This window comes from Nocardia sp. NPDC006044, assembly GCF_042871115.1.
GTDB lineage: Bacteria > Actinomycetota > Actinomycetes > Mycobacteriales > Mycobacteriaceae > Nocardia.
The window spans coordinates 2,727,076-2,745,123 of the sequence record NZ_JBIAID010000001.1 but is presented as its reverse complement, the minus strand read 5'-3'; the positions used below and the strand labels follow the sequence as shown (position 1 = coordinate 2,745,123).

Sequence of the window (18,048 nt, the reverse complement as noted above, 5' to 3'; positions counted from 1 at the left end):
AACCTGGAGTCGCTCATGACCAACGCGGTGCGCACTTCCGCCACCCCGCACACGCCCTCGGACCTACCGGCGCGCATTCAGCACTACATCGACGGCGCGTTCGTCGACTCGGTCGACGGCGCGACGTTCGGTGTGCTCGATCCCGTGACCAATGAGGTCTATGTACAGGCGGCCGCGGGGAAAAAGGCCGATATCGACCTTGCGGTGATCGCGGCGACCAAGGCCTTCACGGCGGGACCGTGGCCGCGCATGCTGCCCCGCGAACGCTCGCGCGTGTTGCACCGGATCGCGGACATCGTGGAATCCCGGGACGCGCGGCTGGCCGAGCTGGAATCGTTCGACTCGGGGTTGCCCATCACGCAGGCGCTGGGCCAGGCCCGCCGCGCGGCGGAGAACTTCCGGTTCTTCGCCGATCTCGTGGTCGCCCAGGTGGACGACGCCTACAAGGTGCCGGGGCAGCAGCTCAACTACGTCAATCGCAAGCCGATCGGCGTCGCCGGGTTGATCACGCCGTGGAACACCCCGTTCATGCTGGAGTCCTGGAAGCTGGCGCCCGCGCTGGCCACCGGAAACACGGTGGTGCTCAAGCCCGCCGAGTTCACGCCGCTGTCGGCGTCGCTGTGGGCCGGGATCTTCGAGGAAGCCGGGCTGCCGCACGGGGTGTTCAATCTGGTCAACGGGCTCGGCGAGGAGGCCGGCGACGCCCTGGTGAAACATCCTGGCGTCCCGCTGATCTCGTTCACCGGCGAGAGCCGCACCGGGCAGATCATCTTCGGCAACGCCGCCGCGTCGCTGAAGGGGTTGTCGATGGAGCTGGGCGGCAAGAGCCCCGCCGTGGTCTTCGCCGACGCCGACCTGGACGCCGCGATCGACGCGACCATCTTCGGCGTGTTCTCGCTCAACGGCGAACGATGCACCGCGGGCAGCCGGATCCTGGTCGAGCGGCCGATCTACGACGAATTCGTCGAACGCTATGCCGCACAGGCGAAACGGGTGGTCGTCGGCTACCCGCACGACCCGGATACCGAGGTGGGCGCTCTCGTGCACCCGGAGCACTTCGAGAAGGTGATGAGCTACGTCGACCTCGGTAAATCCGAGGGCCGCCTGGTCGCGGGCGGTGGCCGACCCGACGGGTTCGGCACCGGGAACTTCGTCGCGCCAACGGTATTCGCCGACGTCGAACCGGAGGCCAGGATCTTCCAGGAGGAAATCTTCGGCCCGGTCGTCGCGATCACGCCGTTCGATACCGAGGAGGAGGCGCTCGCCCTCGCCAACGGTGTCCGGTACGGCCTGGCCGCCTACGTCTGGACCAACGACCTGAAACGCGCACACACCTTCGCGCAGGCGATCGAGGCGGGCATGGTCTGGCTCAACTCCAACAACGTCCGCGATCTACGGACCCCGTTCGGCGGCGTGAAGGCCTCCGGGCTCGGCCACGAGGGCGGCTACCGCTCCATCGACTTCTACACCGATCAGCAGGCCGTGCACATCACCCTCGGCGCGGCGCACAACCCGACCTTCGGCAAGCAGGAATCATCGTGATCGTCACCCCCGACTCCCCCGAACCCGTTGTGACCGTTACGGATCCGATCCAGGCGCGCAACCCCATCCGCACGCCGGAGGCCACGCCGCCGGATGTGGTCCGCTGTGCGTACATGGAGCTGGTCGTCACCGACCTGGCACGATCGCGGCACTTCTACGTCGACGTCCTCGGGCTCGTGGTGACCGAGGAGGACGAGAACGCCGTCTACCTCAGGTCGTTCGAGGAGTTCATCCACCACAATCTGGTGCTCCGGCAGGGGCCGGTCGCCGCCGTCGCGGCGTTCGCCTACCGGGTGCGCGGCGCCGCGGAACTGGACCGGGCCGTCGCGTTCTACACCGAGCTGGGCTGCCGGGTCGAGCGGCGCGCGACGGGTTTCACCAAGGGCGTCGGGGACTCGGTGCGGGTGCAGGATCCGCTCGGCTTTCCGTACGAATTCTTCTACGACGTAGCGCATGTCGAGCGCCTCGCCTGGCATTACGAGCTGTACTCCCCGGGCGCGCTGGTCCGGCTCGACCACTTCAATCAGGTCACCCCCGACGTCCCGCGCGCGGTGAAGTACATGGAGGACTTGGGTTTCCGGGTCACCGAGGACATCCAGGACGCCGGCGGCACGGTGTACGCGGCGTGGCTGCGGCGCAAGTCCACCGTGCACGACACCGCGATGACCGGCGGGGACGGGCCGCGAATGCACCACGTGGCCTTCGCCACCCACGAGAAGCACAACATCATCGCCATCTGCGACAAGCTCGGCGCGCTGCGCATGTCCGACCTGATCGAACGCGGCCCCGGCCGGCACGGTGTGTCGAACGCCTTTTACCTGTACCTGCGCGATCCCGACGGCCACCGCATCGAGATCTACACCCAGGACTACTACACCGGCGATCCGGACAACCCCGTGGTCACCTGGGATGTGCACGACAACCAGCGGCGCGACTGGTGGGGCAGCCCGGTGGTGCCGAGCTGGTACACCGAGGCCTCGCCCGTGCTGGACCTGGACGGTAATCCGCAACCGCTCGCCAAACGCACCGACGAGTCGGAGATGGCGGTGACCATCGGCGCCGACGGGTTCTCCTACACCCGCAAGTCCGGCACCGGCCGGACGCCGGGCGAATACAAGCTCGGCGCGCAACTCTGAGAGGAGAACCCATGCTGTCCACCGAGGCGATCGCGGCGATCGCCGACGAGTTGGCCGCGGCCGAGCGGGACCGCCGCACCATCCCGCTGCTGACCGCGCGCTACCCCGGCATGACCGTCACGGATTCCTATGCGGTGCAGAACGAATGGCGTCGCCGCGGAATCGCGAGCGGACGCCGGCCCGTCGGCCGGAAGATCGGGCTCACCAGCAAGGTGATGCAGGCGGCGACCGGCATCACCGAGCCGGACTACGGGGCCATCTTCGCCGACATGGTCTTCGACAACGGGTCCGTCATCGAGCACGGCCGGTTCGCAAATGTGCGGATCGAGGTCGAACTCGCCTTCGTGCTGGGCGCGCCGATCGACGGTCCCGGGGCCACCCTCTTCGATGTCCTGCGCGCCACCGAGTACGTGGTCCCGGCGCTGGAGATCCTGAGCTCGCGGATCGACCTGCCGGGACGGACCATCGTCGACACGATCAGCGACAACGCGGCGATGGGCGGACTGGTCTACGGCGGAAATCCGGTGCGGCCCAACGATATCGACCTTCGCTGGGTCTGCGCGCTGCTGTACCGCAACGAGACGATCGAGGAATCGGGGGTCGCCGCCGCGGTGCTCAACCATCCCGCGACCGGGGTGGCGTGGCTGGCGAACAAGCTCGGCGAGCACGGCGACCGGCTCGAGGCCGGGGAGATCGTGCTCGCCGGGTCGTTCACCCGCCCGCTGTGGGTCGAACCGGGCGACACCATCCTCGCCGACTACGGACCGATGGGAACCGTCGCATGCCGATTCACCTGAATCGGACCCTGCGCGACGCGCTGTCCGACAGCGACCGGCCGCTGTACGGCGGGTGGATCACGACCGGATCGCCGGTGGTGGCCGAGATCATGGCCGGGTCCGGGCTCGACTGGGTGCTGATCGATATGGAGCATGCGCCGAACGGGCTGGAATCCGTTCTGGCGCAACTGTATGCGGTCTCCGGCTATGCCGTGACACCGGTCGTCCGGGTGCCCGTCGGCGACGCCGTCGTGATCAAACAGGTCCTGGATCTGGGTGCCCAGAACATCCTGGCGCCGATGATCTCCACCGCCGAGCAGGCGCGCGATGTCGCTGCGGCAGCGCACTATCCGCCGGCCGGGCGACGCGGCGTAGGTAGCGCACTCGCCCGCTCCGCACGCTGGAATCGCATCGATGACTATCTCCCCCGTGCCGCCGAACATGTTTCGGTGTTCGTGCAGATCGAGACCCTGGAGGGCATCGAGAACGCCAGGGCCATCGCCGAGACGCCGGGCATCGACGGTATTTTCGTCGGACCGAGCGACCTCGCGGCCGCCATGGGGCTGCTCGGGCAACAGACCCATCCGGACGTCACCGCACAGGTGCGCAAGGCCTTCTCCGACGTCATCGACGCCGGAAAGCCGGTCGGCGTCAACGCTTTCGACCCGGCGCTGGCGACCGCGTACGCCCATCACGGGGCGACGTTCCTGCTCGTCGGCGCGGACGCCGCCCTGCTCGCCCGCGGGTCGGAGGCGCTCGCCCACCGATTCCTCGGCCCGCCATCCGGCGACACACCCCGCGGCAGCTACTGATCGACCACACAGAAGGACTTGGCAATGACGTCACCGACGGTCAGCTACGACACCCTCCTCGCGACCATCACCGACCCCGACGGGCGCGCCATCCCGGACCCCGCGACCGGAGAGGTGGTGGGGCGAGTGCGTTTTCGGCCCGTCGAGGAACTCGACGCGGCGATCGCGCGCGCCCGCGCCGCGCAGCGCGCCTGGGCCGCACGCGGTGACGAGGACCGCGTCGAGCTCCTGCTGCGCGCCGCCGACGCCGTCGAGGCCGCGACCGAGCCGCTCGCCGAACTGCTTTCGCGCGAGCAGGGCAAGCCGCTCAACGGCCCCAACGCCCGTTTCGAGGTCGGCGCCTGCGTCTCCTGGCTACGGGCCACCGCCGCGACGGCGCTGCCCGGCGAGACGGTGGTCGACGACGAGACCGCCCATGCCGAATTGCGTTATCGCCCACTCGGTGTGGTCGGCGCCATCGGTCCGTGGAACTGGCCGATGATGATCACCATCTGGCAGATCGCCCCCGCGCTGCGGATGGGCAACACCACCGTGGTCAAGCCCTCGGAGTACACCCCGCTCAGCGTGCTCGCGCTGGTCGAAGTGCTCAACAGTGTGCTGCCCCAGGATGTTTTGCAGGCAGTGGCGGGTGCGGGCGAGCTGGGTGCGCGCATGGCCGGTCATCCCGAGATCGACAAGGTGATGTTCACCGGCTCCACCCGGACCGGGCAGGCCGTGATCAAGAGCTCGGCCGACACGGTGAAACGCCTGACCCTCGAACTCGGCGGCAACGACGCGGGCATCGTCCTCCCCGATGTGGACCCGCGGGCGATCGCCGACGACCTGTTCTGGGGCGCGTTCATCAACACCGGCCAGACCTGCGCGGCCATGAAACGCCTGTACGTCCATACCGACGTCTATGACGCCGTCTGCGCGGCCCTCGTCGAGATCGCCGCGAACACGCCGATGGGTCGCGGCCTGCACGAAGCCAATGTCCTTGGCCCGCTACAGAACCGCCAGCAGTTCGACATCGTCTCCCGCCTGGTCGACGCGGCCCGCGAGTCCGGCGCCACTGTCCTCACCGGCGGTGACCCCGATCGCACCGCCCCCGGCAACTTCTATCCACTCACCCTGGTCGCCGACATCGACAACAACAACCCCTTGGTCGCCGAGGAACAGTTCGGCCCGGCCCTGCCGATCGTCCGCTACCACGACATCGAGGACGCCATCGCCATGGCCAACGCCCTCGACGTCGGCCTCGGCGCCTCGGTCTGGAGCGCCGACAAGGCCGCCGCCCGCGCCATCGCCGGGCGGCTCGAGGCCGGCACCGTCTGGATCAACTCGCACGGCGGCGTGCACCCGATGATCCCGTTCGGCGGCGTCAAACAGTCCGGCTACGGGCTCGAATTCGGCGTCGAGGGCCTCAAGTCCGTCGCCGCCCCTCAGGTGGTCAACGGCTGACCGGCACCGGCGAGTTAGCGGTGGATTCGCCGAAGGGGCGGTCACCGCAGTAATCTTCGTACGGTGTCCATTCATCGCCCACTATGGACCCTTCCGCCGGATGAGCGTGTAACCCCGCCGGACCAGTCCGCGTCAACCAGCTATCGCGCGGATCTGGACGGGCTCCGCGGGCTGGCGATCGCGCTGGTCGTGGTGTTCCACGTGTGGTTCGGCCGGGTGTCCGGGGGCGTGGACGTTTTCCTGGTGCTGTCCGGCTTCTTCTTCACCGGATTGCTGGTGCGCCGGGCCGAATCGACCGGATCGGTGGGCATCGGTCAGACGCTGCGGCGCACCGCGCGCCGGCTGGTGCCGGGGATGGCGGTCGTGCTGGCCGCGATCGTGGCCGCGACAGTGCTCTTGCGGCCCTACACGCAATGGTCGGACGTGGCCGCGCAGACGTTGGCCTCGATGTTCTACTACCAGAACTGGCAGCTCGCGCTGACCTGGTCGGACTATCTGGCCGCGGATCCCTCGGTGAGCCCGCTCCAGCACCTGTGGTCGATGTCGGTCCAGGGCCAGTTCTATCTGGCCGCGCTCGCGCTGGTCGCGGGGACCGCCTGGGCCTGCCGACGCAGTGCGCGAACGGCGCAGCTGCGCCCGGTGCTCGGCGCGCTGATCGTCGTGGCCGCCGTCGCGTCGTTCGGTCTGGCCGCGTCGGGAACGGCCACCCATCAGGGCTGGAACTACTACGACAGCTTCGCCAGGGCGTGGGAGTTGCTGGCCGGCGCGGGACTGGCCATCGCGGCCCCGTATCTGCGGGTGCCGCAAGCGCTTCGGTTCGTCTTGGCGGGGCTCGGCCTGGCCGGTGTCGTGTTGTGCGGGTGGTTGATCCTCGACGGAGCCAATCGATTTCCCGGCCCGTACGCCCTGCTGCCGGTCGGCGCCGCCGCGGCGCTGATCGTCTCGGGCAACAACCTCGCCGCCGATCAGCGGCCGCTGTTCAACCGGCTCCTGTCGACGCCGGGGATCCGCTGGCTCGGGGATATCGCCTATCCCCTGTACCTGTGGCATTGGCCGATCCTCATCTTCGCGCTCGCCGAGCTCGGCCACCCCAGCGCGGGACTGCTCGACGGTCTGGCCATCATCGCGGTCTCGGTGGTACTGGCCTGGATCACCCATCGCGTGGTCGAGGAACCGCTGCGGGTGCGCTCGCAGGGCGGCACGGATCATTCGACGCGGGCCCGGCGCACCGCCACCTGGGTGGTGACGGCCGCGGCCGTGCCGATGGTCGCGGTCACCGTGCTGTGGCAGATCGCGGTGGGGGTCAGCCCGCCGCGACCGGTCGGCGCCTTGAATCCGACCCTGTATCCCGGGGCCGAAGCCCTGGTCTCCGGCCGGCCCACGCCGCACGCGCGCATGCGGCCGACGGTGTTCGAGGCGCCCGCCGACGCGCCCGCGCCCACCTCTGACGGCTGCATCGCCGATTGGGACAACGCCGAACTCATCACCTGCACCTACGGCGACCCGGACGCCACGCGCACCCTGGCCGTGGTCGGCAGCTCGCACGCCGAGCACTGGCTTCCCGCGCTGGAGGTCCTGGCCGAGCGGCATCCGTTCCGCATCCAGGTCTATCTGAAGATGGGCTGCCCGCTCACCCTGGCCGAGGACGCGACGTACAAGGGCGAGCTGATCCCCGACTGCCGCGACTGGTCCCAGCAGGTGATCGAGCGGCTCGGCGCCGACCGGCCGGACTGGGTGTTCACCACCGGCACCCGGCCGCGCGACGACAAGGGCGACGAAACCCCGCCCGAGTACCTCGACGTCTGGTCGGCGCTCGGCGAACGCGGTCTCAACGTCATCGCGATCCGCGACACTCCGTGGTTGCGCAGCAATGGGGTTCGCTACAAGGCGATCGACTGCCTGGCCAAGGGCGGCGACCGCCTCGGCTGCGGGATGAAGCGCACCGACGCGCTCGACCCGATCAATCCCGAGCTGGCGCCGACCTGGTCGTTCCCGAACGTGTACCCGATCGACCTCACCGACGCGGTCTGCGAAGACGCGGTATGCCCGGTCTCTATCGGCAACATCCTGGTCTATCACGACGAGCATCATCTGACCGCGAGCTATTCGCGCTCCCTGGCCGACGAGCTCGGCCGTCGGCTACAGCCGTTGCTCGGCTGGTGGTAGCGGGCCGGACCGGTGCCGTGAAATCTCGGTGCGCGCAATAGTGTCCGATTTCGCGGCATCGAGTACGTTGGCAACGATGTCGTCGGTGTTTCGGGAGTTTTGAGGATCGTGGTCAGCGGAACCATTCGCCGAGCCTGGAAACTGGGCCTGGCAACGTTACTCGCCGTCGTCGCCGTGATCGTCGGAAATACCGCCACCGAACCGGTTTTCACCGCCGCGGTGACCCTCGACACCGCACCGGCCGTTCCCGGCGTCCCGCTGCGCATCGCCTACGGCAGCTCCCCAGACATGTTCGGTGATCTGTATCTCCCCACCGCGGCCGCCGCGCCGTATCCCGTGGTCGTGCTGATCCACGGCGGCGGGTGGTCGCAGAATCGCACGCTCGACCATGTCGGACCGCTGGCGGCGTCGCTGGCCGAGGCGGGCGTCGCCGTGTGGAACATCGAGTATCGGCGGGTCAACGGCGCCGGCGGCTGGCCGATCACGCTCACCGACGCCGATGACGCCGTGCGGTCGCTCGCCACCGTGGTGAACCTGCGCTCCGGCAATCGCCTCGACCTGCGCCGGGTTCATCTGGCCGGTCATTCGGCGGGCGGGCAACTGGCGGCGTGGGTGGCCGGGCGGCAGAGCACCGAAGCGCGAGCCACCGCGGTGCGCATTCGCAGCGTCACCCTGATGGCCGCCGTGCTGGATCTGGAGTTCGCGGTGAACAACGGACGCGACGGGTTCGTCCGCAAGCTGCTCGGCGGGCGGCCCGACGACGTTCCGGATCGCTATCGCATGGCCTCCCCGATCGCTCACCTGCCCGTCGGCGTGCGGATCAGCGCCCTGCACGGCGACCGGGACACGGTGGTCGCCCCCGCGCAGAGCAGGCGCTACGTCGCCGCCGCGCAACGGGCGGGCGAGACCGCGGATCTGCGCATCCTCGACGGCACCGGGCACGGCGAATTCGCCGACGCCAACTCGACCGCGTGGGCCGCCGCCCGCGAGACCATCCTCGCCAACGTCAACGAACTCCGATAACCATTACGGCTCAACGCCTTTGGCTCGTTCTCGATTCAACCGATCGGCTGGCGAGTTCGGCTGGTCGGGGGATGTGGCCGAATCTTCGCGGCCGATAGCGTTCGGTTCTCGTTATCGCGTTATAGGAGGCCAGGTGCTCGACATTCAGGAAATCTCCGACCGGCTGGAGATTCAGGAATTACAGGTGGCGTATTCGACTGCGGTCGACAGCCGGGATTTCGAAGCCCTGGACAAGGTATTCGTGCCCGACGCCGACATCGACCTGACCCCGTTCGGCGCCATCGCGGGCAAGCTCCCCGACATCAAGAAATGGCTCGCCGAGAGCATGGCCTACCTACCCGCCTCCCAGCACCTGCTGGGCAACCCGGAAATCCACGTCGACGGCGACCGGGCAACCGGCCGGGTGATGTGCTACAACGCGATCACGTTCCCCGCCGAGGACGGCGGCGAACCACCGATCGCGCTGCTCGGCATGTGGTACATCGATGAATACGTCCGCACCCCGCAGGGCTGGCGGATCGCCCGGCGCGGCCAGCACCGCAGCTGGGCGCAGGGACTGCCCACCGCGCCCGCCAACTGACCTTCGATCACGCGTGCCCGCCGCCCAGTCCCGGCTTGGTCAGTCGTGGCTGGGTGCCGAAGGCCGGGCGGTCGGTGGTTTCCACCGGTTCCGGCGCGTCGGCGATCGCGCCCCGGGTGTCGGCGCGAGTGGCGACGTGGCGCTGGGCGAAGGCGATATCGCGGGCGGTGCGCACGGACAACCGGCCCAGCGAGGTGGCGGCGAAGAACAGGATGAGCGCGCCGAGGCCGTAGAAGAAGGTCAGTTGCAGGACGGCGCGTTTCAGGTCGGAGGTCGCGACCGGGTCGCCGTGCGAGCCGATACTCAGCGCGTCCGCCAGGAACGGCCCGGCGATGAACCACAGGCCGGCCGCTGCGGCCAGCCAGCCGCCGAAGCCGGCGACCAGGCGGTTGCGACTGGCCAGCATCAGCCAGCCGCCGACGATCGCGGTGACGCCGGGCAGCACCTCGAGCCAGCCACGCGCCGAGGTCCACACCCACGCGTCATCGGGTGTGTAGGCGAAATGGAAATACGGTCCGATGAACGGAATCAGGGCACCCCAGATTCCGAGCAATAACACCGCGAGCCCGCCGAGGGCGCCGCGACTGCGCGGAATGCGCAGCCTGGGGCCGCGGTCCGCGGCAACGTTGTCGTCGACGTTCATGAGAGCCTCCATTCGTCGAAGTACCTGCGGTTACCGCGTACCCTCGACGGACGGACATATGCACAGCATGCATAAATGGCTCAGCGCGGCGGCCGCCATTCGATGCGGCCACCCTGGAAGTCCTGGGCGCGGCCGCCGTTGTAGTCGTATTCGTCGCTGATCGGATAGCCGTAGCGACCGTTCTCCCAGTTCTGGCTCGCCCAGATATCGCGGATCGCGCCGACGATCACGCGCGCGCCGGTATCGGCCGACCAATAGATCGAACCGCCCTCGAAATGCTGCCCGGCGCCGTTGTTCTTGGCGCGGAACTCATCGGTGGCCGGGAAGCCGAGCCGGCCGTCCTCCCAGGAGAGGGTGGCCCACTTGTCCCGGATCGCGCCCCAGGTGTTGTGTGCGCCGGTCGCCCGCGACCAGTGGATGGTGCCGCCCTCGAAGTGGTTGAACCGCCCCGGCTTTCGGGTCGCGAGCTCCCGGGTGGTGGGATAGCGCAACGCGCCGTCCTCCGCGCCGAGCTCGTCCCACTTGGCGCGGATCGCGCCGCCGATCTGGTTGGCGTGACCGTCGGAGACCAGCGGGTGCCAGTAGATCGAGCTGTCCTTCTCGAATTCCTGATGCCGGCCGCCGCGGGAGGCGTCGGACTCCGGGTTCACCGCCAGGCCGAAGAAGCCGACGCCGCCGGCCTCGTCGTATTCGACCCGGATCGCCCCGTAGATCGGATACGGCTGTGCCGAGGCCTGGGTGGTACTCAAGGAGAGCATGGTGAGCGCCGCGAGGACAGTGGCGGCGCGGACCATTCGGGTCACTCGACGTCGGCCGTGCTTCGGATACCGCGGATCGGGTGACATGACCCCTCCTTGCGCCCCAGGTATCCACCGATTTTACTTGTGCCCGAGCGCTTTCGACAGGGCCGCAGCGCCACTTGACAACCGGGTATCTCGGGCACGCTACCGGTAATAGACCTCGAGTTCCGCGATCGACGTGAAATACGCGCTGCCGCCGGGCTTCCCGACGATCCGCACGCCATCGCCGGCCAGCGTGGCGAAGTCGAACGTGTAGCTGGTGAACGCGCCGGTCGCGGACGTATACGGGTATCTCGGCTCGACCTTCGTGTTCTGCGCGTCGATCCACTGGAAATTCTGCCGCACCTGAACGCGCAACCCGGCAGCGAACCAGCCTCCGTCGTCGAACATTTCGCCGGTCGTGTAGACGACCCGGTTCAGCAGATACGGTTTCGACCAGGTAAAGCCCCAGTAGTCCAGGTCCTTGTTCTCCTGGTCGAAGCTGTTCTCGCTCTTGGTGAAATCGCCGTCGTTGTAGTACTCGGTGTGGCCGTAGTGCGCGGACTTCTCGATGGGCGTGACGCTTGCGCCGCTGTAGGCGAGGTTGTCCCGCGGATCCGGCTGGTTCGCCGGCGACTGCGCGCCGAACGGTTGCAGCGCGAGTTTGCGCAGGTTGAAGCTGTACGCGGTGTCGCCGCCCGCGCTGCCCACCCACCAGTTCGACTGCACCCACATCGAGGTGCCGTCGGGGGAAATGAACTTGGACGGGATCGTGGTGGCGTAGCCGCCGTTCTTCGGACCGGGACACCCCGGCGCGCGCCCGAACCACGGGTAGCCGCCGAAATCCTTGGTGAGGAACAGTTTCCAGGGGCCCCACGGCGCGGGCGCTTCGTAGAACTCGAACGTGTACTCCGTCCACGACGTGTACAGATACCGGTTCAGCGCCTTGACGTAGACCACACCGCCCTGGGCGATGACCGAGAGATTGTGCGGGTTCTCCCGGTAGTTCCGCAGCGTCGTGTACTGCCGCCGGGTGTCGCGCAGCACCGCGCGGCGCTGCTCCAGCTGCTTGCTCCAGCGCGGCTTGCCGCCGTCGAGACCGGCGCAGAACTCCCACCGGTTGCGTTGCTCGACAGCGTCTTTCGGCGCCCGCGCCAGGTACAGATCGAACGGATCGGCCACCGTCGCGGTGAACGAACCGCGCCAATTGCCGTCCAGGCCATAGGCATAGACGTAACGCGCGGCATCCGCGCCCAGCGCCGCGGTGGCGTCGCCGGAGTCACGGCCGAAGTCGATGAAGAAGATCGTGGTGAAGACTCCCCCGGTGAACATCGGCTGCTGCGTCTTGTGCCAGGTCCGCCCGTGGTCGTCCGACCAGGAAACACTGGCGTTGGGCGCGTCGTTGAACGCGATGTCCGCGTGACCGGCCCGCAGGTCCTGGATCGCCAGATAGAGCCGTCCGTCCACGCAGACGATCCCGGTCGGCTTCCGGTTGTACCGCTCGGGATCGCCCCACACGGCGCCGACCGCGTCGGACACCGCGAGTACCTCGCCGGTGAACCCGCTCTTCGGGTCTCCGCTGATCCGATTCACCGCGATGTCGTGCCGCGGTCCGGACCCGAATCCGCTGCCGTCCCCGTTGACCGAGTACAGGTTGTCGTCGTCCGCCCAGCAGGTCACCCACAGGTCCCCGTCGCTGTCGCTGTCGACCTCGAGCGCGTTGCCCACCGCCGCGGTGGCGAAGAACGTGCTCACCTCGGCCGCGGGAGTGTCACGCGCGCCCGGTGTTTCACCGCTGCCGTGCTCGGTCTCCAGCGCGGGCGAGCGCGACTCGGCCGACCCGGCTCCCCCGAATCCGACCGCCAGCACCCCCGCGGCCCCCGACACCCCGAAGAGGAACCGCCGCCGGCCCATCCCACTCACCGACGCCCCCTCGGCACCGAACCCATAACGCCGTTCACGCACACCAGCTTTCGAGCAACACCAATTCCGGCACCGACAGTAGCCGCTACCGCCGGCGAACTCTTGCCGAGGACGGTGCGCGTCCGCGAAAGGCCGGCAACTCTACGATTCATCTACCGAGACCAGAGAGTGAGCATGCATGGAGATCGAGAAAGGTCGGACGAGCGCGGCCACGCGATGGGCGGTAGCGATGTGGGGCGTGATCATCGCGGTGCTGGCCGCTCCGGTCGCGGCCGCCCTGGTCGGGATCGTCTACCGGTTCCCGATTCCGTTCGGCGACGACGCGCGCGGCGTCGCCGAGGTCGGCAACGCGGCGCTGGCATCGGTGTTCTACCTGATCAGAGGCGAGGGCTTCGTGCTGGCGGCGCTCGGCGGCGGCGTCGGCTACTTCCTCGCCCGAGCCCTCGGCCCCGGCCTCCTCCGCCCCCTGGCCCTATCGGTCCTGGCCGCGTTCGCCCTTGCCTTGCTCGGCGCGATCAGCCTCGCCTCGATGTAGTCGGGGACGAAGGTCACCGAAGCGGGGTCGCAGGTCCCTGGCCGGAAGACTCGTCAGCGTGGTGCGATCGATCCTCTAGGGAGGTGCTCACGATGGACCGTCAGGAAGACCAGGTAGTGCGAGAGCTATCGGTCGCGGAATGCTGGGACAGGTTGGCGGAGAGTCGACTCGGCCGGGTCGTGGTCAATACTTCGGGGTCGATGGATATCTTCCCGGTCAACTACGCCGTGGACCGGAGCGGGATATATTTCAGCACCGCGCCCGGCAGCAAATTGGTCACTCTCACCATCCACTCCGTCGTCCTGTTCGAAGCCGACCTGGTGACGGCCGGGAAACGGGAGGCGTGGAGCGTGGTGGCCAGAGGGCGGGCTCAGCATCTGCGAACCGCCGCCGACATCCACTATGCCGACGGACTCGCGATTCGCCCTTGGGTGGAGACGCCCAAATACGAGTACGTGCGGATCGCTGTCCAGTCCATCACCGGCCGCATGTTCCAGTTGAGCCACGACGTTCGGCTTGAGCACTGTCGCGGACTCGATCCCTAGGGCAAGGGCGCGGACCAGCGCAGCACTGTTCCCGTACCGTCGCGGCGCTCGACGGTGAAACTGCCGCCATGTCGCTCGGCTCGTGCGGCGAGGTTTGCCAGGCCGCTGCGGCGGGAGAGATCGTCCGGCACGCCGATGCCGTCGTCGGTCACCTCGATCGTGACCTCGTTCCGGATCCGGAGTTCGACGGCGACCGTGGTGGCGCGGGCATGCCGGACGACGTTGCTGACCGCTTCGCGTAGCACCGCTTCGACGTCGTCTGACAGGGGCGGCGCGAGCACGGTGACCGGGCCGGCCAGCCGCACCGTCGTCCGCAGTCCGCTGTCGGCGGTCATGTCGGTGACAATGCCGTGCAACCGCTTTCGATATTTGGACGAATCGGCGGCGCTGTCGCTCTGCAAGTCGAAGATCGAGTGGCGGATGTCCTGGACGATGGCCTGGATGTCCTCCAGGGTCTCGGTGAGCCGGGAGGTGATGTCCGGCGCGGCGGAGCGTTTGACCGTGCCCTGCAACGACAGTCCCACCGAGAACAGCCGCTGGATGACGTGATCGTGCAGATCACGGGCGATGCGGTCGCGCTCGGACAGCACATCGACCGCGCGCATGCGGCGGCGGTTGTCGGCCAAGCGCAGCGCCAGCGCCGCCTGGTCGGCGATCGCGGCCATCATCGCCTGCGCCGCGGCGTCCAGCGGCGGCGCGCCCGCGGGGCGCACGGTGCCGAGCACACCCAGCACCGATGACCCGGCCCGTAACGGAAGAATCAGCGCCGCACCGTATTTGGCCGCAGAATCCGGCATACCGGGCACCTGGTCGACCGCCACCGCGCGCCCCTCCCGGAAGGCCATCCCGCAGGGCGAATCGACGAGCGATATCCGCCGCCCGGTGCAGGCCGCCGAATCGCTGCCTGCCGCGACGACCACCACCAACTCGGTGATCTCGTCGGCCGGTAGGTCCCGGTCCGCGGGCAGCGCCAGATAGGTGCGCGCCGACTCGGTGAGGGTCAGCGCACGTTCGGCGACCAGTTCCAGCACCTCGTCGCGTTCCCCGCCGGCGAGCAACTCGGTGGCCACGTCCCTGGTCGCTTCGAGCCAGCGCTGCCGAACCCGGGACTCCTCGTACAGCCGCGAATTCTCGATGGCGATGCCCGCGGCCGCCGCGAGCGCCTGCACGACGATCTCGTCGTCCTCGGTGAACTCCCGCCCGCCGGCCTTCTCGGTCAGATACAGATTGCCGAACACCTCGCCCCGAACCTGTACGGGCGCACCGAGAAACGAGTGCATCGGCGGATGGTTGGCGGGAAAGCCGACCGAGGACGGGTGGCCGGACAGATCGGCGAGCCGGATCGGTTTCGGCTGTTCGATCAGCAGGCCGAGCACCCCGTGCCCGCGCGGCAGGTCACCGATCCGGCCACGGGTGCGATCGTCTATGCCCTCGTAGACGAATTCGGCGAGCTGATTGCTCGTCCGATCGGATTCGCGCACCCCCAGCGCGCCGTATCGGGCGTCGACGAGTTCGATGGCGGTGTGCACGATCGAGCGCAACGTGTCATCGAGGTCGAGGCCGGCGGTGATCACCAGCATCGCCTCCATGAGCCGGTCCTGGGGCAGCGTCACCGGCGTCCGGCCGTCGGTCACGCCGGCCGGTCGCCCAGCTCGAGCCGCGAGGCCAGCACGGCGGCCTGCGTGCGGCGTTCGACCCCGAGCTTCGCGAACAGCCGGGAGACATAGTTCTTCACCGTCTTCTCGGCCAAGAACATCCGCGCCGCGATCTGCCGGTTGGTCAGTCCCTCGCCGAGCAGTCCGAGCAGGGACAGTTCCTGCTCGGTCAAGCCGGCCAGGGGGCCGGTGTCGGCCTCGGCGTCCGCGCGGACCTTGGCCATCAGCACCGCCGCCGCGCGGTTGTCCAGCAGCGAGTTGCCCGCGCCCACCTCGCGGATGGCGCTGATCAGTTCGAGGCTGGTCACGTCCTTCACCACGTAGCCGTTGGCGCCGGCCAGGATCGCGTCCAGCATGGCCTGCTCGTCGGTGAACGAGGTCAGGATCAGGCAGCGCAGGCCGGGGTGCGCGGACAGCAGCTCGCGGCACAGCTCGATGCCGTTGCCGTCGGGCAGGCGCACATCGAGCACCGCGACGTCCGGGCGCAACGCGGGCAGCCGGGCCATCGCCTGCGCGTAGCTGCCCGCCTCGCCGATGACCTCCAGGTCCGGCTCCGAGCCGATCAGCTCGCCGACGCCGTGCCGGACGATCTCGTGGTCGTCGACCAGAAAGACCTTGATCATGGTGTCAGCCTACGGAGCCGCAGGCCGCGCGGAACCGGGGTCCGGCCCAACCTTCGAGGACCAAGGTCCCTTGACCGTCACGAATCGTTCGGCTAGACGTCCTGCCGGCTCAACTCACGGGCCAGCAGGCGGGCGCGGCTCTCCTCGAACTTGGGGATCTGCACCCGCTCCAGAGCGTCGAGGAAGCTCGCCAGTCGCTCGCGTACGCGTTCGCCACGGGCGGTGAAATCGTTGCGCTCGAAAATCTTCCATTGCCGCAGCACCGGCCGAAGCACTTCGTGCAGATGCTGGGGCAGGTCGTAGACGCCGTGCTTGGCCATCAGCACACCGTTGCGCCGGAAGCCGGGCATGCCCGCGCCCGGCATCTGGAAGTTCTCCACGATGTTCGCGATCGCCTCGATCGCCTGGTCAGGGACCAGATCCAGGGCCGCGCCGCAGACCGTGCGGTAGAAGAGCATGTGCAGGTTCTCGTCGGCCGCGATGCGCTGCAACATCCGATCGGCGATCGGGTCGGCACAGACCAGGCCGGTGTTGCGGTGGGTCACCCGGGTGGCGAGTTCCTGGAAGCTCACGTAGGCGACCGAGTGCAGGAAGCCGGCCGCACCCTCGAGGTCGGCGGTCGCCGGAGCGAAGCCGTTGGTCATATGGACCATGCGCGCGGTCTCGAGCGCTACCGGATCGACGCCTCTGGTCACCACCAGGTAGTCGCGAATCACCGTGCTGTGCCGCATTTCCTCGGCGGTCCAGCGACCCACCCAGGTGCCCCACGCGCCGTCGCGGGAGAAGTTCTCGGCGATCTCCCGATGGTAGGACGGCAGGTTGTCCTCGGTGAGCAGGTTGGTGATCATGGCGGCCTTGGCGACCTCGGTCAGCTTCGATTGCGCAGGCTCCCAAGCGATTCCGCCGAGGTCGGCGAAGTTGCGGCCCTCGTCCCACGGCACGTACTCGTGCGGCTGCCAGTCCTGCGTCATGGACAGGTGCCGGTTCAGGCAGTTCGCCGCGATGTCTTCGAGTTCGGTGAGCACCTCGCGTTGGGTCAGATCACGCGTCACAGAGGTGTTCGCCTTCCTGGTCGATGAGTCTGATTCCGGTGACCTCGGCGGGGCCGATGAGGGCCAGATCGCCGTCGTAGCGCCGGAGCAGCAGTCGCCCGCGCTTGTCGGCCGGATCGGTGAAGAACAGGTGCGGCAGGCCGTATCGGCACAGGCGGGCGGCGGCCTCGTCGCCGGTCAGCACCAACGCGGGATGCGGATGCACGGTCAGCGGCATAGCGGGTACGGGCGGCCGGACCGTGTGCTGGCGGGCCAGCCGCACGCCGAACGGGCCCGCCCGGTAGATCACCGCGTCCTCTCCGGTCTCCGCGCAGGTGAAAAGGTGTGCGTCGTAATCCATCTCGTCCAGCGCGCGTTGCGCCTCCCACGGGTCTCCGGTCAGCAGGGTGCACGACTTTCGCCGGGTGATCGGACGCCGCTCGGACACGAAAGCCAGCGGCGGCCGGGCCGGATCGGGCCAGGCCCGCGGCATCGCCCCGGCGGTGCATCGGATGAGCTGCCGCTCCAACCGGTCGGCGGCCAGGGCGGCCACGAACCGGCCGGGGCCGGTGACCTGAACCCGCACCGCCGCCGCCCGGCACCGAACATTGATCTGCGCCAGCACCTCCGACCCACCCGCCTCCGGATGCACCGACAACCGCACCCGGGCCGGCTCGTGCACGCGGTAACCGTGCAGCACGTCGCCGACCTCCCGCCGCACCGCCACCACATCCTTCGGATCCACCGCCCCGCGCACCGCCACTTCGAGGTCCGGAGCGCTCGCGACCGACCACAACTCCGTGGAAGTCATGCGATACCACCCTCTTCCAGCCGATTAA

General features: G+C 68.5%; 17 protein-coding genes. 10 read left to right on the top strand and 7 right to left on the bottom strand.

Annotated features, from left to right (window positions below):
• The first annotated feature begins 15 nt into the window (after positions 1–15).
• From hpaE to ACFYO1_RS12695, 8 genes are all read left to right on the top strand, one after another.
• The gene (gene hpaE / locus ACFYO1_RS12730) at positions 16–1,542 is read left to right on the top strand and encodes a 5-carboxymethyl-2-hydroxymuconate semialdehyde dehydrogenase (RefSeq protein WP_387230003.1); all 1,527 of its coding nucleotides are present in this window, start codon (positions 16–18) and stop codon (positions 1,540–1,542) included.
• A gap of 29 nt (positions 1,543–1,571) precedes the next feature.
• The gene (gene hpaD, locus ACFYO1_RS12725) at positions 1,572–2,678 is read left to right on the top strand and encodes a 3,4-dihydroxyphenylacetate 2,3-dioxygenase (protein WP_387231856.1); all 1,107 of its coding nucleotides are present in this window, start codon (positions 1,572–1,574) and stop codon (positions 2,676–2,678) included.
• Between the two features lie 11 nt (positions 2,679–2,689).
• Positions 2,690–3,475, top strand: a complete 786-nt coding sequence (hpaH, locus tag ACFYO1_RS12720) for a 2-oxo-hept-4-ene-1,7-dioate hydratase (RefSeq protein ID WP_387230000.1) — start codon at positions 2,690–2,692, stop codon at positions 3,473–3,475.
• Positions 3,460–4,266: an HpcH/HpaI aldolase/citrate lyase family protein gene (locus ACFYO1_RS12715; protein ID WP_387229998.1), complete on the top strand. Its 807-nt coding sequence runs from the start codon at positions 3,460–3,462 to the stop codon at positions 4,264–4,266. The genes hpaH and ACFYO1_RS12715 overlap by 16 nt, the downstream gene beginning before the upstream one ends.
• Positions 4,267–4,290: 24 nt before the next feature.
• Positions 4,291–5,706, top strand: coding sequence for an aldehyde dehydrogenase family protein (locus ACFYO1_RS12710; protein WP_387229996.1), 1,416 nt, complete (start codon positions 4,291–4,293; stop codon positions 5,704–5,706).
• Positions 5,707–5,769: 63 nt separating this feature from the next.
• Complete coding sequence (locus tag ACFYO1_RS12705; RefSeq protein WP_387229994.1) at positions 5,770–7,872, top strand: acyltransferase family protein; 2,103 nt, start codon at positions 5,770–5,772, stop codon at positions 7,870–7,872.
• 108 nt (positions 7,873–7,980) lie between these two features.
• Entirely contained in the window at positions 7,981–8,895 is a 915-nt protein-coding gene (locus ACFYO1_RS12700; RefSeq protein ID WP_387229992.1) for an alpha/beta hydrolase family protein, read from the top strand.
• A gap of 133 nt (positions 8,896–9,028) precedes the next feature.
• Positions 9,029–9,475: a nuclear transport factor 2 family protein gene (locus ACFYO1_RS12695; RefSeq protein ID WP_387229990.1), complete on the top strand. Its 447-nt coding sequence runs from the start codon at positions 9,029–9,031 to the stop codon at positions 9,473–9,475.
• A gap of 7 nt (positions 9,476–9,482) precedes the next feature.
• Here the strand turns inward: ACFYO1_RS12695 and ACFYO1_RS12690 are convergent, their stop codons facing one another.
• The 3 genes from ACFYO1_RS12690 to ACFYO1_RS12680 form a co-directional block, all read right to left on the bottom strand.
• Positions 9,483–10,118: a hypothetical protein gene (locus tag ACFYO1_RS12690; RefSeq protein ID WP_387229988.1), complete on the bottom strand. Its 636-nt coding sequence runs from the start codon at positions 10,116–10,118 to the stop codon at positions 9,483–9,485.
• An 80-nt stretch (positions 10,119–10,198) separates the two neighbouring features.
• Positions 10,199–10,963: an LGFP repeat-containing protein gene (locus ACFYO1_RS12685; protein WP_387229986.1), complete on the bottom strand. Its 765-nt coding sequence runs from the start codon at positions 10,961–10,963 to the stop codon at positions 10,199–10,201.
• Between the two features lie 99 nt (positions 10,964–11,062).
• Entirely contained in the window at positions 11,063–12,820 is a 1,758-nt protein-coding gene (locus ACFYO1_RS12680; RefSeq protein ID WP_387229984.1) for a hypothetical protein, read from the bottom strand.
• 178 nt (positions 12,821–12,998) lie between these two features.
• Between ACFYO1_RS12680 and ACFYO1_RS12675 the strand changes: the two genes are divergently transcribed.
• On the top strand, positions 12,999–13,355 hold the full coding sequence (locus tag ACFYO1_RS12675; protein WP_387229982.1) for a hypothetical protein: 357 nt from the start codon (positions 12,999–13,001) through the stop codon (positions 13,353–13,355).
• A gap of 92 nt (positions 13,356–13,447) precedes the next feature.
• Entirely contained in the window at positions 13,448–13,900 is a 453-nt protein-coding gene (locus ACFYO1_RS12670; RefSeq protein WP_387229980.1) for a pyridoxamine 5'-phosphate oxidase family protein, read from the top strand.
• On the opposite strand, the gene ACFYO1_RS12665 is transcribed toward ACFYO1_RS12670, so the two are convergent.
• The 4 genes from ACFYO1_RS12665 to ACFYO1_RS12650 form a co-directional block, all read right to left on the bottom strand.
• A complete protein-coding gene (locus ACFYO1_RS12665; protein ID WP_387231854.1) occupies positions 13,897–15,489 on the bottom strand; it encodes a GAF domain-containing protein in 1,593 nt (530 codons plus the stop codon). The genes ACFYO1_RS12670 and ACFYO1_RS12665 overlap by 4 nt on opposite strands.
• 41 nt (positions 15,490–15,530) lie before the next feature.
• On the bottom strand, positions 15,531–16,178 hold the full coding sequence (locus ACFYO1_RS12660) for a response regulator (protein ID WP_387229978.1): 648 nt from the start codon (positions 16,176–16,178) through the stop codon (positions 15,531–15,533).
• Positions 16,179–16,270: 92 nt separating this feature from the next.
• Positions 16,271–17,230, bottom strand: coding sequence for an acyl-ACP desaturase (locus ACFYO1_RS12655; protein WP_387229976.1), 960 nt, complete (start codon positions 17,228–17,230; stop codon positions 16,271–16,273).
• Positions 17,220–18,020: a sigma 54 modulation/S30EA ribosomal C-terminal domain-containing protein gene (locus ACFYO1_RS12650; RefSeq protein ID WP_387229974.1), complete on the bottom strand. Its 801-nt coding sequence runs from the start codon at positions 18,018–18,020 to the stop codon at positions 17,220–17,222. The genes ACFYO1_RS12655 and ACFYO1_RS12650 overlap by 11 nt, the downstream gene beginning before the upstream one ends.
• Between the last annotated feature and the right edge of the window lie 28 nt (positions 18,021–18,048).

Bases quoted from the DNA above. Each gene is read 5' to 3' on its own strand.
- hpaE (WP_387230003.1), top strand. From the start codon at position 16: ATGACCAACGCGGTGCGCACTTCCGCCACCCCGCACACGCCCTCGGAC.
- hpaH (WP_387230000.1), top strand. From the start codon at position 2,690: ATGCTGTCCACCGAGGCGATCGCGGCGATCGCCGACGAGTTGGCCGCG.
- ACFYO1_RS12715 (WP_387229998.1), top strand. From the start codon at position 3,460: ATGCCGATTCACCTGAATCGGACCCTGCGCGACGCGCTGTCCGACAGC.
- ACFYO1_RS12710 (WP_387229996.1), top strand. From the start codon at position 4,291: ATGACGTCACCGACGGTCAGCTACGACACCCTCCTCGCGACCATCACC.
- ACFYO1_RS12690 (WP_387229988.1), bottom strand. From the start codon at position 10,118: ATGAACGTCGACGACAACGTTGCCGCGGACCGCGGCCCCAGGCTGCGC.
- ACFYO1_RS12685 (WP_387229986.1), bottom strand. From the start codon at position 10,963: ATGTCACCCGATCCGCGGTATCCGAAGCACGGCCGACGTCGAGTGACC.
- ACFYO1_RS12675 (WP_387229982.1), top strand. From the start codon at position 12,999: ATGGAGATCGAGAAAGGTCGGACGAGCGCGGCCACGCGATGGGCGGTA.
- ACFYO1_RS12670 (WP_387229980.1), top strand. From the start codon at position 13,448: ATGGACCGTCAGGAAGACCAGGTAGTGCGAGAGCTATCGGTCGCGGAA.
- ACFYO1_RS12665 (WP_387231854.1), bottom strand. From the start codon at position 15,489: ATGGAGGCGATGCTGGTGATCACCGCCGGCCTCGACCTCGATGACACG.
- ACFYO1_RS12660 (WP_387229978.1), bottom strand. From the start codon at position 16,178: ATGATCAAGGTCTTTCTGGTCGACGACCACGAGATCGTCCGGCACGGC.
- ACFYO1_RS12650 (WP_387229974.1), bottom strand. From the start codon at position 18,020: ATGACTTCCACGGAGTTGTGGTCGGTCGCGAGCGCTCCGGACCTCGAA.